Here is a 16076-nt window from a genome sequence, read left to right on the forward strand (position 1 = left end):
GAGAAAACGAGACCGTACGTTGCGAGTGATCCGCGTTCTGCTCCTGACAATGATGGTCTTTCTGGCGGCCGGCGCGGTGAGGCAGGCGTCGGCCGTGGAAGCCGTGCGCGTCGCGCCGGATGCGCTGGCGATCGACCTCACCCCCGTCGTGGAGCATTACCGGGCGGAGAGCGACCTCATCCAGATCTCGACGGCGCCGGGCGCCGACGGTATCGTGCGCCGCATCGCCGTGCGGGCGCGCGAAGGCGGCACGCGGCCGGACTGGATCGTCTTCGCCCTCTCCAACGATACGGACGAGCAGCTCGAGCGGTTGCTCGTCGTGCCGCATTACCGGCTGGTGGGGTCGGGCGTCGTCTGGCCGGATCTCGGCGCCTCGCGCGTGACGGCGATCACCGCGAGCGAGGGCATCCGCCCGGAGCGGGTGGAGTCGGCCGATTCCGACATTTTCAACGTGACGCTGGATCCCGGTTCCACCGTCACCTTCATCGCGGAGCTGCGCACGCCCGGCCTGCCGCAGCTTTATCTGTGGGAGCCGGAGGCCTACAAGGCCAAGGTGAACGGGCTGACGCTCTACAAGGGCATCATCATCGGCATCGCCGGGCTGCTGGCGCTGTTTCTCACGGTGGTGTTCGTGGTCAAGGGGGCGGTGATCTTCCCCGCCGCCGCGGCGCTGGCCTGGGCGGTGCTGGCCTATGCATGCATCGACTTCGGCTTCTTCCAGCAATTATTTCCCATCGCGGCCTCGACCAACCGCATTTACCGTGCGGCGGCCGAGGCGGTGCTGGCGGCGACGCTGCTGGTGTTTCTCTTCGCCTATCTCAACCTGAGCCGCTGGCATGTGCGCTACAGCCATTTCACGATCGCGTGGCTGCTGTTCCTGGGCACGCTCGTCGGGCTCGCGGCCTTCGACGCGCCGGTGGCCGCGGGCGTGGCGCGCATCTCCATCGCGGTGGTGGCGGGCATCGGCTTCATTCTCGTCGTGCATCTCGCAAGCCACGGCTACGACCGCGCGGTGATGCTGATCCCGACATGGTTCCTGCTGCTGGTGTGGGTGACGGCGGCGGGCTTTACCGTCAACGGCGAGCTGACGCGCGACATCGTGCCTTCCGCCCTTATCGGCGGTCTGGTGCTGATCGTGCTTCTCATCGGGTTCACCGTGGTCCAGCATGCGTTCGCCGGCGGCGCGCTGGCGCACGGGCTGGTCTCGGACACGGAGCGCAAGGCGCTCGCGCTCGCGGGTTCCGGCGATGTGGTGTTCGATTGGGACGTGAGCGCCGACCGCATCTTCGTCAGCGGCGAGGTGGAGGACCTGCTGCTGCTGAAGCGCGGCGCGCTGGAGGGGGCGATCGCGAACTGGCTGGACGTCATCCATCCGCTCGACCGCGACCGCTACCGCGTGGTGCTCGACAGGGTGCTGGAGCAGCGGAGCGGGCGCGTGGCGGTGGATTTTCGCCTGCGGGCGGCGGATGGCCAGTATTTCTGGTTCAATCTCCGCGCGCGCCCCGTGGTGGGCGCGGACGGCGAGGTGATCCGCGTCGTCGGCATTCTCAGCGACGTCACCGACGCGCGCAACACCGAGGAACGGCTGCTTTATGATGCGGTCTACGACACGCTGAGCGGCTTGCCGAACCGGCAGCTTTTTCAGGACCGGCTGGAAACCGCCCTGACCTTCGCCGCGCAGGAGGCCGGCGTGCGGCCGACCGTCGTCTCCGTCGACATCGACGCCTTCAAGGAGGTGAACGACGCCGTCGGGCCGTCCGTGGGCGATTCCATCATGCTCACCCTGTCGCGCCGGCTGGGGAGGCTGCTGCGGCCGCAGGACACCATCGCCCGCCTGGGCGGCGACGAATGGGGGCTCATCCTGCTCTCGGAGACCGAGCCCGAACGCATCATCGCCTTTGCCGACATGATCCGGCGCACGATCTCGACGCCGGTGAGTTTCGCCGATCGCGAGATTTTTCTCAAAGCCTCCGTCGGCATCGCCCTCTACGACGCGCAATCCTCCGCCGGACAGGCGGACATGCTGAAGAACGCCGAGATCGCCATGCTGCACGCCAAGCAGCAGGGCGGCGACCGCATCGAGGTGTTCCGGCCGGGCATGAGCGCGCAGCGCACGGCGCGGCTGGTGCTGGGAGGCGATCTGCGCCGCGCCCTCGACAAGGGCGAGATCAGGATGATCTTTCAGCCCGTGGTCAGCCTGGAAGACCGCACGATCGCCGGTTTCGACGTGCGCCTGCGCTGGGATCATCCGCGCCTCGGGCGTCTCGAACCCGGCGAGTTCCTGCCCATCGCGGAAGAAATCGGCATCATCGGCGAGCTGGGCCTGCATGCGCTGGAACGCACGGCGCGGGAACTGGCGGCCTGGCAATCGGCGCTGGAGGTGGAGCCGCCTATCTTCGCCACGCTCACCTTGTTCAGCCCGCTGTTGCTGCGCCACGAGCTGATCTCCGACGTCAAGCGCGTGCTCTCGGCGACGCCGGTGCATCCGCAATCGCTGAAGATCGGTTTCCGCGAGAGCATGCTCACCGACAATCCCGAGTTCGCGGCGCAGATGCTCATCCGCCTGCGCCAGCTCGGCGCGGGCCTGCTGCTCGACGGATTCGGCGCGGGTTATTTCTCCCTGTCGCAGATGCGCTATCTGCCCTTCGACACGCTGCGCGTCGACCGCACCTTCGTGCGCGACCGGCCGGAAGGCGCCCGGCCGGGGGCCTTGCGGGCGATCATCACGCTCGCCCAGGACCTCGACATGGATATCATCGCCGATGGCGTCGAGAACGAAGCCAGCGCCTCGTTCCTGTCGGGCCTCGGCTGCCGCTACGGGCAGGGTTTCGCTTTCGGCGAGGCGATGACATCGCACGATGCGCGCCGCTTCCTCGGCGCCACGTCCGCAGCCGCCTGAAGCTGCTCCGCATCCTGCCGAAGGCGGAAACGCGCCGTTTCAGGCGTGGCCGGCCTGCCCGGAGAGGGTGGCGATATCCGCGCCGAGGCTGCGCAGCGCCATGTCGTATTTGTGCTCGATAGCTGTGTCGAAGAGCAGCGCCATGTCGACGGGGCAATGCAGCCAGCCGTTGGCCTGGATCTCGCTTTCGAGCTGGCCGGGCGACCAGCCCGCATAGCCCAGCGCCAGCAGCGCGCTTTCCGGCCCTTCCCCGGCGGCGATGGCGCGCAGGATGTCGATGGTGGCTGTCAGGCAGATGCCGTTGCTCATGGCGAGCGTGGAATTGTCGATCATGAAATCGGGCGTATGCAGGACGAAACCGCGCCCCGCCTCGACCGGCCCGCCGCGCAGCACCTCGATGTTTTCGGCGCGCGACGGCAGCCGGATCGCCTCGTCTTCCCCGACGATGTCGAGCTGCACGAGCAGGTCGGCGAAGCGCAGGTCGATGGCGGGCTTGTTCACGACGAGGCCCATCGCGCCCTCTTCGGAATGGGCGCAGAGATAGATGACCGTGCGTGCGAAACGCTCGTCCAGCATACCGGGCATCGCGACGAGGAACTGGCCGTCGAGATATTGGCTTTGGATCGTTGAGGCGTTATCGCGGTACATGGCATTCTCCTGACAAGGGCATGCTATGCGAGAAATTGCGGCAAGGGAAGCGGCAGCAGGGCCGATTTTGCCGCTCTCGCGGGCGCTTCGCGTTGTCGCACTATCCGTCAGACAGGTGGCGATCATGCTTTTCAGGTTTGCTGTTGCCGTGCTCGCGGCGCTCGTGTGCTGTCTCGCGACCGGGGATGCGTTGCGCGCCGGGCCGTTCCGGCAACGATCCGCCGTGGAACGGCCCGCGCAGGTGCGGCTGCTCGACGCCGGGCGTGATGATGATACGGGCCGCTATCGCGCGTTGGTGGAGATCGCGCTTGCGCCGGGCTACAAGACCTATTGGCGGGAGCCGGGCGATTCCGGCGTGCCGGCGGAGTTCGCGTGGGAGGGATCGCGCAACGTCGCGGCGGCGGCGGCGCTTTTCCCGGCTCCCGAGCGTTTCTTCGACGGCGTCGGCCAGGCGGTAGGCTATCTGCGGACCGTGCGTTTTCCCGTACTCGTCGAGCCCGCCGGGGAAGGGGAGGTGACGCTGGCGCTCGAATTGTCGTTCGGCGTCTGCAAGGAGATCTGCATTCCCGAGCAGGTGTCGGTGCAACGCGTGCTGGGCGCGATCGCGGATGTGGCGGGTTTGTGGGACGAAACGATGGCGCACGTTCCGCGCCGCACGCCGCAGGGGGAAGCGTTCGCCGGCCTTGCGGTCAGCGGCGCGCGGCTGGATGAAACCGGCCTTGTCGTCGATATCGCGGGCGAAGCGGCGGATGTTTTCGTGGAAGCGCCCGCACCGTGGCGTTTCGGTACGCCGGTGCGGGAAGAGCGCGCGGCTGGCGCCGTGTTCACGTTTCCGGCCGGGACGCGCAGCGATGCCGCAGGGCCGGTTCAGGTAACGCTGACGGTGGTCGGGAACAACGCCGCCATCGAGGTGCCGGTGACGGTCGAGACGCCGGCGCGTTAGAGCGGCGTGCATTCAAGTGGAATCGTCACGCCGCTCTAAATTCTATATTTTATCGCAACTTGCACTCAATTCGATGGATCGATTTGAACGCAAACTGCTCTAGATTCTTTTGTCTTGAGCGAATTCTTGTCGATCAAATGATTCCATTTGATCGGAAAGCGCGCGGAAGGGGCGGGGTGATGCGGATCATCGCGGCCTCACCTGATGCAGCATGAAGAAGATGCTCAATACGGCCACGAGGGCGACGGCAGTAACCACGGTCTGCATGATATGACCCGTTTCGCGTTCTGGAGAGGATGCGGCGCACCATCGGGACCCTGCGGTGACGAATGGCGCGAACGGGTTTCATTTTGCAGTCGATTGTGGAGGAAATCGGCAGCGAAAGAAGCCGGAATTGCGGCTTCGAACGGCATGGTGAATCAACGGTTGCTGCGGTGCGGCACGAGCCCCGCCGGGTGCCGGCGGAGCGTCGACGAATGTCCGCGGCTGCGTCGCCGTCAAGCCTCCGTGCCGTGCGGCTGGAGCGGCACGACATTGTCGTCACCCGTGCCGGGCAGCGAGAACAGGCGCGTATGTCGCAGAGAGGGAATCTGGGCGCGCACCTTCTCCACGAGCGAGAGATCGACCGTGGCGTAGATGAGACCGGGTTCGGCATCGGCCTCCGCCAGTACGCGGCCCCATGGATCGACAATGATGGAATGGCCGTAAGTCTGGCGGCCATCCTGGTGCAGCCCGCCCTGCGCGGCCGAGATGACGAAACAGCCGTTTTCGATGGCCCGCGCGCGTTGCAGCACCTGCCAGTGGGCCTCGCCGGTCTGGCGCGTGAAGCAGGCGGGAGCGGTGAGGATATCCGCGCCCACTTCCGCCAACGCCCTGTAAAGATAGGGAAAACGCAGATCGTAGCAGATCGTCAGGCCCAGCGTCCCGGTCGCGTTGCCGAGGGCGAGGGCGGCCGTCACGGCCTGATGTCCGCCGGTGTAGGTCGCCGATTCGCGCCAGCTCTCGCCGCTGGGCAGATCGACGTCGAAGAGGTGGATCTTGTCGTAGGTTGCCGCGATTTCACCCTGCGCATCGATAAGGATGGCGCGGTTGGCGATGCGGTCGCTCTCCCGCAGCGGCAGCGAGCCGAGATGCACGGTGATCCGCTTTTCACGCGCCAGTTCGCGGGCGCTCGCGATCAGCGGATCGTGCGCCTGATCGGAGACCCTGGCGAACAGTTCCTTGCGGTCCCGCACCACGAGCGAGGTCATTTCCGGCGTCTGGACATAGACCGCCCCGGCCTCCGCCGCCTGCCGGATTCCGGCGAGCGCCGTCTCGCGGTTCGCGGCGGGGTCGGTCGTCGAGCGCATCTGAAGGCAGGCGGCGATGAACGCGGTGGGGGAATCGGGCATCTGTCGGTCCTTCCTGGAGCATGCGACGGCCTGACCGGATCGGCGAATGCTCTGCGATTCTTTCTTCTGAACGAATTCCGATCGGAAAACGCTCCGATGCATGCGCGGCTGTCACGCGGCCGGGCGCAGCAGCCCGTCGAGTTCGCCGGCCTCGTCGAGCGCATGGAGATCGTCGTAGCCGCCGATATGGCGATCGCCGATGAAGATCTGCGGCACGGTCTTGCGCCCCCGCGCGCGCTCGATCATGACGGCCCGCGCCTCCGGCTGGCGCTCGATGTCGATTTCGTCGAACGACACGCCCTTGCCGTTCAGCAGAGCCTTCGCCCTTTGGCAGTAGGGGCACCATGATTTCGTGTAGATCGTGATCGGGGGCATGAAAGGTTCCGTGGCCTCGGCCGGTTGCGGCTCATGTATTTTGATCACGTTGCGGCCGAAAGCGCAAACCCGTTCGCCCGGATGCCGGTCAGTTCGCCGCGACGACGCGCGCGAAGACCAGCACGTCGACATCGCGCGCGCCGGCCCGCAGCAGGGCGCGGGCGCAGGCGTTGGCGGTCGCGCCGGTGGTGAGCACGTCGTCGACGAGCAGGATGCGCCGCCCTTCTACCGCCATGCGCCGGTGCTCGCCGACGTGGAACGCGCCTTGCAGGTTCGTCGCCCGCTCGGCGCGCGACAGGCCCGCCTGCGGCCGCGTCGGCTTGCGCCGCGCCAGCGCCGCCGTGTCGCACGGCAGGCCGGTGTGCGCCGACAGGCGCATGCCGAGCAGGGCGGACTGGTTGAACCGCCGCGCCCACAGGCGGCGCGTGTGCAGGGGCACCGGCACGATGAGGTCGGCGTCGGGCAGAAGGTCGCGCCCGGCGCGGATCATCATGCCGGCCATCAGCCGCGCGAGTTCCGCGCGGTCGCTGTACTTGAGGCGGTGGACGAGCAGCCGCGCCGTCGCGTCGTAGCGCACCGCCGCCCGCGCCCGCTGGAAAGCCGGCGGGTCGGCGAGGGCGGCAGGCGACAGCAGCGGCGTGCCCACGTCAATATCGAAAGGCAGGCCGAGCCGCTCGCAATACGGCCGCTCGATGAGGGAAAGGCCGCTCCAGCAGGTCGCGCACAGCCCATCGTGCTGCGCGGTCGCCGCAAGGCACACGGGACAGGCCGGCGGATAGAGAAAATCGAGCAGCGCATGCCAGCCCGCGCGCACATGCCGCCCGATTTCGCCGGCCTTCCGTGCTGCCGGCGTCTCGTGCGGCGTGGGTTGGATCTGCGGGTGCAAAGGCGCCATTCCCGTGCGAGCCGGATGTGGATCGAGCATGAGCCTATGGGGCATGGCTTGCGCCGGGCTGAACCATCGGTGGTGGGGCGTTGAAAACCAGCTTCCCTTTTGGCCGGGATGCTTTAAAAACCGCGCCATGACCGGAACGCCCCGCATATTCGATCGCGCCTTGCAGCGGCGCCGCCTGGCGCGCGCCATCGGCGACGGCTTCGGGGATTTCCTGCTTGCCCGTGTCGCGGACGATCTCGTCGACCGGGTTGCGACGGTCAGCCGCCGTTTCGACACGGCGCTCGATCTCTGCACGCCGACCGATGCGGCGGCGCAGGCGCTGTTGCGCGCGGGCGCGGTTCGACAGGTCGTTCGCGCCGCGCCGGCTGTGCAGGCCGCGCGGCCCGGCGATCTCGTCGCCGACGAGGAAGCGTTGCCGCTGGCGGCGGGGCGGTTCGATCTTGCCGTCTCGGCGATGTCGCTGCATCACGTCAATGATCTGCCGGGCGCGCTCGTGCAGGTGCGGCGCGCCCTGCGGCCGGACGGGCTGTTTCTGGCCGCCTTTCTCGGCGGGGACACGCTGATGGAGCTGCGGCAGGCCATGATGCTCGCCGAAGCGGAGCTGGAAGGCGGCGCCAGCCCGCGCGTCGCGCCTTTCGCCGATTTGCGCGATCTCGGCGGCCTGTTGCAGCGGGCCGGCTTCGCGCTGCCCGTCACCGACGTGGATCGCGTGAATGTGCGCTACGGCCATCCCGTCGCATTGATGCGCGAACTGCGCAGCATGGGCCTGAGCAACACCCTGCACGAGCGCAGCCGCAAACCGTTGCGCCGGGCCACGCTCATGCGGGCATGCGAGATCTACATGGAACGCTTCGCCGCCGCGGACGGCCGTATCGCGGCGACCTTCGATATTCTGTGGCTGTCCGGCTGGGCGCCGCACGACAGCCAGCAGAAGCCGCTCCGCCCCGGCTCGGCGCGGGTGAGGCTGGGCGATGTCCTGCCGGATACATCGAAAGATTACCCGTCGTCAGTGTAAATTATAATCCGGCGACGCTCAGAGGTAGCCGAAGATCAGCAGTAAAAGGATGATGGGGATCGGGATGCCGATCAACCAGAGCAGCGCGCCGCGAAGCATTTGAATTCTCCTCTCCCGTTATTGCCTGTCGATGACTCTGCAACGCACGGGCGCCGAAAAGAGTTCCCGCGCGATACGATGAGCGGTGAGACGCGGGGCGTCATCAAGGAAAAATCGAACGGCCGAAGCGTCCGCAAAGGCGAAACATGCCGCACGCTGACCGGCATCCGTTCACGCCGGATGCGCGATGCAGACAATCGCTGTGGGATGGGAATATAGGCTGCCGGATCGCATGAAGCATCAGGTTAGCGGGATCTATCACTATTCTCGCTAACCGCAATGGCGCGGATGAGAGGTGAAACCTCGAACCGCACCCGCAAGCAGGGTTGGTGTGGCGGCTGCTTGCAGACAAAAAATGGCGCTCCCAAGGGGACTCGAACCCCTGTTTTCGCCGTGAGAGGGCGACGTCCTAGACCGCTAGACGATGGGAGCATCTGCGGGACAGGTGGTTCGTATATCGGCTGATTGCCGGCAATGCAAGTGCGATTCTCGATGATCGGCGCAGGCTGTGGATGAAATCGCTTCCGGCGGCGCGAAACGGGCGTTTCGGCCCCGGATATCCGCCGCGTGGTCCCTGATGGCGGCGGGTGCCCGGTCCGTTTTTTGTCGAATCAATAGGACAGGATGAGCCGGGCGTGGATGGTCATGTCGCCCTGCCGCGTCAGGTCGGGTGTGCCGATGCGTCTCGCGTCGGGGGCGTCCTTCAGCGCCCAGGCGGCCGAGAGAGAGGCTTGCAGGTTGCGCTCGATCTGGTAGTCGAGCCCCAGCCCGGCGCTCGCCAGCGATACGCTTGCCGCCGGAAAGCCGTTGGCGAGGCTGTAGGAACGGTTGTAGAAATTGTGGCCGTATCCAAGATCGAGGAAAAGATAGGGCGACACGCTGTCCGCGGGGACGCGGGCGGGCGGCGAATCGGCGCTACCCGCCAACTGCTTCAAAAGGGCGAAGGCGGGCAGGCGCAATTCGTGGCGCAGCACGATGCCCGCGTCGACCGCGCCGTCACGTGAGGCATAGCCGCGTGTGGCGGATGCGCCGCCCAGCGTCAGTTGCTCCGTATCGGGCAGCGCGCGGCTGGCGATCTGCCCCGTCAGGCTGGTGCTGAGGCCGAAGCCCTTGAAAGGCAATATGTCGTCCAGCGGAACGTGGCGGTCGAACTGGATCAGGCCGTATACGTACCGGCTCGTGGTCACGCGGCCGTTGGTCCAGGCGTTCCAGATGCTGTCCGTATTGCCGGGCAATACCCCGCCGGTATTGGCGACGATTCGCAAATCCAGCGCATGCGACGCGCCGCCGTCTTTCCCCCACGTCGCGGACAGGCCGGTCATGAGATTGAACGTCGCGGAATGGCTGGCCAGGTTGAAATCGCCCAGAGGGTTGCCCGTATGAGAGGCGAATTTGCGTTTGGCCCACTTGGGCGCGGTCCCGGCGTAGATTTCCCCCTGAAAGGGCGCGCCGCTCCAGATGTTGGACAGCGCGGATTTATAGAGCACCGGCAGCTCGAAAGTAGTGTTGCGGAAAGACAGGATGCCGTTGACGGTTTGCTGCCGCGTCGCGATGAAATTCGGCGAGATGTCGAGCCCCTGGCGGGCCAGCGTGGGGATCGCGATGCGGCCCGCGTGGCTGAGGTAATCCGGCCAGTGGTGGCCGGCGAGCCGGCCTGTCGAGGGCGACGTCCAGAAATTGTCGCTGCCCGTGAGCTGGTAGGAGAGCGTCAGGTCGTTGAGCGCTTCGATGCCGGCGGCGAAGCCCGCGAAATAACGATCGTAGCCGGTATCCCTGCTGCCGGAATTGGTATAGCCGGCGTGGGCGCGCCAGGGCTTGTCGCGCGTGATGTTCAAGGTCAGGTCGGTCGTGCCGGGAAGGCTGCCGGGCTCGAAAACGCCGTTGATCTGCCGATAGGGGAAGCGGTTCAGCCAGTCGATGTCCTCGGACAGGTCCCGCGTGTCGATCAACTCCCCGACGTTCGCGCGCAGGTCCGACGAGCGCGCGACAGCGGCCGCGGGCGCACCCGTGGCGGCGTCCCGCACGCGGGTCTCGCCCAGACGATAGGGCACGACCTGCAATTGCAGGCCGCCGCCCGTGACCTCCTGCGGCGGCGCGCTCACCGATACGAGCGGCTTGCCGGCCTCACGGTAAACCTGCACCAGCGCCGCGCGCATCTGCGCGATGAGCTGCATGGAGAGCGGCTTGTGCAGAAACGGCGCGATGGCCTTGCGGATCTCCGCTTCGGACACGCCCTCGATGGACTCGATCTCGATGTCGCCGCTGAAATCCGCCGCGACCTTGCCGGCGAGGCCGAAAATGCGGACCCGCTTGACATGGACGCCGAGCGGCGTGGGATCTTCCGCAGATGCCGCCGGGCGCGGCGCGATATCGCTGTGGGTGCGTTCGGGAACGGGAGGCAGATGGCGTTCCAGCGGCGTGGAACGCTGCGCGCCCGCTATTCCCGCTGGAAGCACGGTTTGAGTCCATGCAGGATCGACGAATGCGGAAAGCAGGACAAGCGCCGCAGATGCAGTTATGTGAGGCGTTTTTCCGATAATCATAATTTTCTTCCAATGAAGATGTAAATCAATACGAAGAATATTTCTTTATCAAATTATATCATTGCCAAATCCATATCCTGACGTCAGTCCTATATGCCTTATATGTTATCATAAATCATAGTTCTCCATAATATATGAAGGTTTGACAGAATTATGAGATAAATTTAATACAATATATACGTTTAATAAACATTAATATAGATGCTTATATATAAATATAAATGTTTATAGATAGAAATTTACTTTTTATTAAATCTAGTAATATTTAAAAAATTAATTTTTATTTTAAGATATTGATTTTAATATCTTGTTTGCCCTGTTTCATTTTTCTGTAGGGATGCAGGCGCGGGTTGAGTTCTGACGTATTATCTGCCGTGCCTTGCACGGCGCTCGGCCCATATCAGGCAAGCATGGTTCCGGGGCGGCATGATTCAGGGAAAGCCCGCAGCACGATCCTCAAAGCGGGTGCCGCTTTCGGAAAAAGATCGTGCTCAAGCAAAAGAACAGGGCATTTCCGCGTTGCGACGGAAGGCGAAGATGCTTCGTTGCATCAAGCCAAACAATGCACGCTTTTCGATTTGATGCATGAACAGGGAGATGGAGAAAAATGCCCGTTCCGCTTCAAAGAACGGCGCTCCGGCGCATGTCGTCGTTTCATCGAAACGCCGGCATACGATAACTTTCCAATTTCGAGCGGATTCTTATCGATCAAATGATTCCATTTGAGCGGAATGCATTCTAGAGCGTTTTCAAGCAAAGTGGATACCGCTTTGCGTGAAGAAAACGCGTCAAGTCAATAAGATAGAGAATTTCTACGTTTCAACGAAACGCCGAAATGCTCTAGCGGGAACTGCCGGGGCTCGCCGTCTGCTCCAGCACGCCGTGCCACGCGGGGTCGGGGCCGATTTCTCCGGCCGAATCGATCGACAGCAGGCTGGCGAGGCGGGTTCGCGCCCGGTTGACCCGGCTCTTGATGGTGCCGAGCGCGCAGCCGCATACTTCCGCGGCCTCCTCGTAGGACAGGCCCGCGCCCCCCACCAGCACCAGCGCCTCACGCTGGTCGTTCGGCAGCTTCATCAGCGCCTCGCGGAAGTCCCGCATGTTCATGTGGCCCATCTGCGGCGGCGGGGCGGCTTGCTGCGAGGCTATCCGGCCGTCGACATCCTCCACCTCGCGCCGACGCTTGCGGTATTCCGAGTAGAACACGTTGCGCAGGATCGTGTAGAGCCAGGCTGCCATGTTCGAGCCTTCGGTGAAAGACGACAGTTTCGACCAGGCCCGGATCAGCGTTTCCTGCACCAGATCGTCCGCCCGCTCCGGCTTTCCGCAGAGGGAAATGGCGAAGGCGCGCAGTTTCGGGATGGTTGCAATCAACTCCTGCCTGACGGGCGCATTCGCTTCCCCGGCCCCGCTCGCCGGATCGTTGCCCGCGTTCGTTTTTTCATGCGGCATACGCATCCCCCCTGACTTCGGTTTTCCCGATCCGGCCGCGGCATCTTCCCGCGTTGCCTGTCGCCGCGCCGTCGCCTTGTGCTTGGCCGTTGATGTCGACGGTTGAACGCATGTCCGCGCAAAAAGTTCCGACGATCGGCATGCGGCGACTGTAATCCCTTGCAGAACAATGCCTCGATGAATGAAGCGGAAATAAGAGTAAATTATGAAACATAAGCCAGTACAATTTATGCTGCATGGAATATACGGATATTCTGCCGTCGCGAATCTCTCGCCGCGATGCTGTTGTCAGGCGTCTGCGGCGCCCAGCGGAATCGCGATCTCGCGTCGCGGCGATTCCGCGCTTCGACCGGCTTCCGGCTCCACCACCGCCGCGCCGAGCTGGCGGATGTAGGCGCGGGCCAGTCGCTCCTTCAGCGGCGATACGGCGACCGGGAGCGCAGGGGCCGTATCGAGCGTCAGGCGCAACTCGGCCGTCGCCCGCCCCGTCGTCCGCACTTCCGCGCCGATGACGGCCTTGCGCGCGACGCCGGCGGGGGAGCGTTTGACGGCGTCGAGATAAGCGGGCAGCAGCGCGGCGAGATAAAGCGCGATGCCGATCGCCCGGTCGAGATCGACGATATGGCCCGTGGCGGGCGGCATTTCGACGATATCGGCTTCCGCGACGCCCGCGGTGCGCCGCAGGCAGTCGATGACGTCGTGCATGAGTTCCGCCAGCGGCGTTTCGCCCAGATCGCCGGAGCTGTAGCCCACGCGGTAGGCGACAGACATCGCCTGTACGTGATCCTCGATGAAGCGCAGCCCGTCGCCATCCGCGCTGTCTTCCGGCGCCGCCGCGCGCTTGTGCAGGCTGAGGAGGCTGACGATGACCTGGAAATTGTTCTTGACGCGGTGATGCAACTCCCGCAGCAGGCTGTCCTTTTCCACCGCCGCCCGCTCGAGTTGGCGCGCATGGCCGGCGATGTTCGCGGCCATCTCGTTGAAGGCCGTTCCCAGCTCCGCCAGCTCTCGCGGCGCGTCGCCGATGCGCACGGCGCGCACGGACAGCCGCCCGCTGCCGTAGACGCGCGTGACGCGTTGCAGATAGGTGATCCAGCGCACGATGAGACGTTCCGTCACCCACAACGTGCCCGCCGTGGCCACGATGAGCATCAGCAGCATGGGCAGCAGGGAACTCCACAGGACGGAGCGTTCCGACGCGAACAGCAACGCCTCGGGATAGCCCGTCATCACGAGCAGGTCGGGGTTCACCGTCGGCGCGAGGAAATAGCGAAAGCGCTCCCCGGATTGAGATTGCGCTTCGAAGCTCACCCGGGCCGGCGGATTTTCCGCGCTGTCGAAGCTTTCGCCGGGCGAGAGGCGTCCGATGGCGTCCGTTAGCGTCGTGGCGCCTTGGGGAAACCAGTTGTCCGGGATCGGCGGCGAGGCCGAGCGGGCGATGACGTCGCCGTCCGCCGACAGGATGGCCGTTCCGCGTTCGATGCCGAGCCGCATGGCGCCGATCGCGTAGGACAGCACGGCCGTGCGCAGCGCGGTGACGACGAGCACATGCCGGGCGGGGGCCGCCGGCGCGCCGCCGTTGCCGGCCTCCCTCGGCGCGGGCGGCCGCACCACGGCTCCGAGCATCAGATGGCGGCCGTCCGGGACGTGCAGGAACGCCGGCCCGCTGTCCGTGCGCCGGGCCAGCAAACGCGCCGCCAACGCGCTCGTTTCCGCTCTGGCGTGCTCGTCGGACATGAAATGACCGCCCGAATCGACGACGCATATCAGCGCGTCGTCGACGAAAACGGCGGAGAAACTGTATTCGCGTCTCTCCCGCAGCACATCGGAAAGGCGGGCCTCGCACCGGCCGCGTTGCGTCACCGCCGGGTCGTCCGGCGCGAATTGTGTGGCCGCGATGGTGCCGTTGTTGCGCAGAAAATCGCTGACGTCGCTCGCCATGCGCTCCGCCGCGCGCTCGGCCCCGGCGAGTTTGAGGGCGCACAGGTGCCGGTATTGCGAGAAAGTCCAGATGCCCGAAAGAATGGCGGCGGGCAGCAGCACGAGCCCCAGCACGACGACGATCTGGTTGCGCAGACCGAGCCCGCCGATATGGCCCCTGCGGGAAGGCGCGCCCTCCTTCCTTTCGACGGTGGCGGAAAGAGGGGCGCGCCGCACGGACTGCTGTCGCTCGTAAGCCGTCACTGGCGTCGCTCCCCTGCGTCGCGCCGGATCGCGGGCGCGTCAATGCTGCCGGGACTTCCGATCGAGATCGTCGAGAAGCTTGAGGAAACGGTCCGGCGTCGCCTGCGTCAGGAGATCGCTGTAGAGCATCTGCAACTGCTCGCCGATGCGGTTCTGGACATCGGGCGCCAGCGGCAACGCCTGCTTGTCCGGCGTCCGTTTATCCGCCTGGCGCTCCGGCCGGTCCGCGCTGATGCCGGCCTGCGCCGCCTCATGGTCCGCGCCCGCGCCGGGCGCGCCCGCACCATCGGCTTGCGACCGCTGTCCTTTGCCGGAACGACCTGTATCCTTCATCGCGGCCTCCAACCGTCCCGCCGCCGGATATGTCGACATATCCGCAGCCACTTCATTCCTCATGTCCAATTCGCATCCAGTCCACTATATCCTGACGATGGCTCATAATCTGTTGGGGAACGTCAATGCATGCAAAAGGTTCCCCGGCGGTGGAACTTTTCGCGATGCGCGGCGTTAATATCACGGATCAGCCGGGCCGGCAGCGCGCAATCGGCAAGACGCGCGGTCGGCAAGACGGAAACGTCCGAAGATGCGCGGTTGTTTCCGCAGGCAGATCCGGAAAATATGTATATTCTCCGTTCACGGTGCCTTTGGCGGCCGCTGATCCGCGTGAATAGCGTTCCTCCACCCGTATTTCCTCGAAGGGGTGTTTCCGATGTCTCTTTCCCAACTGGTTGCGCCGCATCTGCCTTATCTGCGCCGTCTGTCGCGCGCGCTCACGGGCAGCCAGGCGAGCGGCGATGCGCATGCGGTCGCGGCGCTCGAGGCCCTCGTCGCCGATCCCGGCCTGCTGCGCCGCGACATCGCGCCGCGCGTGGCGCTGTTCCGCGTGCTGCTCGATATCTGGCAGCGCGTGCCCACCAACGGCCGGGAAAGCCCGCCGGAAGCGGCGGTCGCCGGCGCGATCGAGCAGCATGCGGGACGGGCGCTCGCCGCGCTCGGCCTGCAACCGCGCGCGGCCTTCCTGCTCGATGTGCTCGAAGGGCTGTCGCGGGAAGAAATCGCCCAAGCGCTGGATGTCTCGATGGATGAGGTGGAGGACCTCGTGCAGCAGGCGAGCCGCGAGATTTCCGCCCAGATCGCCTCCGACGTGCTGATCATCGAGGATGAGCCGATCATCGCCATGGATATCGAGGCGCTTGTCGAGGGGCTCGGCCATCGGGTCACGGGCATCGCGCGCACGCATGCGGAGGCTGTCGCCGCGGTTGCGGCGCATCCGCCCGGCCTCGTGCTGGCGGACATTCAACTCGCCGACGGCAGTTCGGGGCTGGACGCGGTGAACGAGATTCTGACGCGGATCGAGGTGCCGGTCGTCTTCATCACCGCCTATCCCGAACGGTTGCTCACCGGCGAGCGCCCCGAGCCCGCATTCCTGATCACCAAGCCGTTCAGCGTCGACGTGGTGCGCGCCGTGATCAGTCAGGCGCTGTTCTTCGGCCAGCAGGCGCGCGGCCCCGCTTCTCTCGCGGCGGCGGGCTGAGCGGGTTTCTTTGCCGGGCTTCGATAGGCTTTTTGCATTTCAGCGAAACGCAAAGAGCGGGATGGCGATTCAATCTGATCGCATCCCGCTCTCATCGG

General features: G+C 65.2%; 13 protein-coding genes and 1 tRNA gene. 5 read left to right on the forward strand and 9 right to left on the reverse strand.

Annotated elements, in window-relative coordinates:
• Positions 1–49 precede the first annotated feature (49 nt).
• Positions 50–2899, forward strand: coding sequence for an EAL domain-containing protein (locus tag ACOYJQ_RS03575; protein ID WP_433457173.1), 2850 nt, complete (start codon positions 50–52; stop codon positions 2897–2899).
• A gap of 39 nt (positions 2900–2938) precedes the next feature.
• On the opposite strand, the gene ACOYJQ_RS03580 is transcribed toward ACOYJQ_RS03575, so the two are convergent.
• The gene (locus ACOYJQ_RS03580; RefSeq protein WP_433456464.1) at positions 2939–3547 is read right to left on the reverse strand and encodes a YqgE/AlgH family protein; all 609 of its coding nucleotides are present in this window, start codon (positions 3545–3547) and stop codon (positions 2939–2941) included.
• 124 nt (positions 3548–3671) lie between these two features.
• On the opposite strand from ACOYJQ_RS03580, the gene ACOYJQ_RS03585 reads away from it, so the two are divergent.
• Positions 3672–4490, forward strand: coding sequence for a protein-disulfide reductase DsbD domain-containing protein (locus ACOYJQ_RS03585; protein WP_433456466.1), 819 nt, complete (start codon positions 3672–3674; stop codon positions 4488–4490).
• Positions 4491–4987: 497 nt separating this feature from the next.
• Here ACOYJQ_RS03585 and ACOYJQ_RS03590 read toward each other — a convergent pair whose 3' ends face one another.
• From ACOYJQ_RS03590 to ACOYJQ_RS03600, 3 genes are all read right to left on the reverse strand, one after another.
• Entirely contained in the window at positions 4988–5881 is an 894-nt protein-coding gene (locus tag ACOYJQ_RS03590) for a carbon-nitrogen hydrolase family protein (RefSeq protein WP_433456468.1), read from the reverse strand.
• Between the two features lie 111 nt (positions 5882–5992).
• The gene (grxC, locus tag ACOYJQ_RS03595) at positions 5993–6256 is read right to left on the reverse strand and encodes a glutaredoxin 3 (protein WP_433456470.1); all 264 of its coding nucleotides are present in this window, start codon (positions 6254–6256) and stop codon (positions 5993–5995) included.
• An 88-nt stretch (positions 6257–6344) separates the two neighbouring features.
• The gene (locus ACOYJQ_RS03600; protein ID WP_433456472.1) at positions 6345–7151 is read right to left on the reverse strand and encodes a ComF family protein; all 807 of its coding nucleotides are present in this window, start codon (positions 7149–7151) and stop codon (positions 6345–6347) included.
• Positions 7152–7278: 127 nt separating this feature from the next.
• Between ACOYJQ_RS03600 and ACOYJQ_RS03605 the strand changes: the two genes are divergently transcribed.
• Positions 7279–8166 (forward strand): class I SAM-dependent methyltransferase, encoded by an 888-nt coding sequence (locus tag ACOYJQ_RS03605; RefSeq protein WP_433456474.1) that lies wholly within the window; start codon positions 7279–7281, stop codon positions 8164–8166.
• A 455-nt stretch (positions 8167–8621) separates the two neighbouring features.
• On the opposite strand, the gene ACOYJQ_RS03610 is transcribed toward ACOYJQ_RS03605, so the two are convergent.
• Both ACOYJQ_RS03610 and ACOYJQ_RS03615 read right to left on the reverse strand, forming a co-directional pair.
• A tRNA-Glu gene (locus ACOYJQ_RS03610) sits at positions 8622–8697 on the reverse strand.
• Between the two features lie 179 nt (positions 8698–8876).
• Positions 8877–10721 (reverse strand): ShlB/FhaC/HecB family hemolysin secretion/activation protein, encoded by a 1845-nt coding sequence (locus ACOYJQ_RS03615; protein WP_433456476.1) that lies wholly within the window; start codon positions 10719–10721, stop codon positions 8877–8879.
• Between the two features lie 437 nt (positions 10722–11158).
• Here ACOYJQ_RS03615 and ACOYJQ_RS03620 point away from each other — a divergent pair, with 437 nt between their 5' ends.
• Positions 11159–11524: a hypothetical protein gene (locus ACOYJQ_RS03620; RefSeq protein ID WP_433456478.1), complete on the forward strand. Its 366-nt coding sequence runs from the start codon at positions 11159–11161 to the stop codon at positions 11522–11524.
• 124 nt (positions 11525–11648) lie between these two features.
• Here the strand turns inward: ACOYJQ_RS03620 and ACOYJQ_RS03625 are convergent, their stop codons facing one another.
• From ACOYJQ_RS03625 to ACOYJQ_RS03635, 3 genes are all read right to left on the reverse strand, one after another.
• Positions 11649–12260, reverse strand: coding sequence for a sigma-70 family RNA polymerase sigma factor (locus tag ACOYJQ_RS03625; protein ID WP_433456480.1), 612 nt, complete (start codon positions 12258–12260; stop codon positions 11649–11651).
• Between the two features lie 288 nt (positions 12261–12548).
• On the reverse strand, positions 12549–14444 hold the full coding sequence (locus ACOYJQ_RS03630; RefSeq protein WP_433456482.1) for a histidine kinase dimerization/phosphoacceptor domain -containing protein: 1896 nt from the start codon (positions 14442–14444) through the stop codon (positions 12549–12551).
• 39 nt (positions 14445–14483) lie between these two features.
• Positions 14484–14777, reverse strand: coding sequence for a NepR family anti-sigma factor (locus tag ACOYJQ_RS03635; RefSeq protein ID WP_433456484.1), 294 nt, complete (start codon positions 14775–14777; stop codon positions 14484–14486).
• A gap of 376 nt (positions 14778–15153) precedes the next feature.
• Between ACOYJQ_RS03635 and ACOYJQ_RS03640 the strand changes: the two genes are divergently transcribed.
• Complete coding sequence (locus ACOYJQ_RS03640; protein ID WP_433456486.1) at positions 15154–15978, forward strand: response regulator; 825 nt, start codon at positions 15154–15156, stop codon at positions 15976–15978.
• The last annotated feature ends 98 nt before the right edge of the window (positions 15979–16076 follow it).

Origin of the sequence: Pseudochelatococcus sp. (assembly GCF_050946405.1) — a bacterium.
Classification (GTDB): domain Bacteria; phylum Pseudomonadota; class Alphaproteobacteria; order Rhizobiales; family Beijerinckiaceae; genus Pseudochelatococcus.

Coding starts and splice junctions, on each gene's coding strand:
- ACOYJQ_RS03575 (WP_433457173.1), top strand. CDS start 50: ATGATGGTCTTTCTGGCGGCCGGCGCGGTGAGGCAGGCGTCGGCCGTG.
- ACOYJQ_RS03580 (WP_433456464.1), bottom strand. CDS start 3,547: ATGTACCGCGATAACGCCTCAACGATCCAAAGCCAATATCTCGACGGC.
- ACOYJQ_RS03585 (WP_433456466.1), top strand. CDS start 3,672: ATGCTTTTCAGGTTTGCTGTTGCCGTGCTCGCGGCGCTCGTGTGCTGT.
- ACOYJQ_RS03590 (WP_433456468.1), bottom strand. CDS start 5,881: ATGCCCGATTCCCCCACCGCGTTCATCGCCGCCTGCCTTCAGATGCGC.
- grxC (WP_433456470.1), bottom strand. CDS start 6,256: ATGCCCCCGATCACGATCTACACGAAATCATGGTGCCCCTACTGCCAA.
- ACOYJQ_RS03600 (WP_433456472.1), bottom strand. CDS start 7,151: ATGGCGCCTTTGCACCCGCAGATCCAACCCACGCCGCACGAGACGCCG.
- ACOYJQ_RS03605 (WP_433456474.1), top strand. CDS start 7,279: ATGACCGGAACGCCCCGCATATTCGATCGCGCCTTGCAGCGGCGCCGC.
- ACOYJQ_RS03625 (WP_433456480.1), bottom strand. CDS start 12,260: ATGCCGCATGAAAAAACGAACGCGGGCAACGATCCGGCGAGCGGGGCC.
- ACOYJQ_RS03635 (WP_433456484.1), bottom strand. CDS start 14,777: ATGAAGGATACAGGTCGTTCCGGCAAAGGACAGCGGTCGCAAGCCGAT.
- ACOYJQ_RS03640 (WP_433456486.1), top strand. CDS start 15,154: ATGTCTCTTTCCCAACTGGTTGCGCCGCATCTGCCTTATCTGCGCCGT.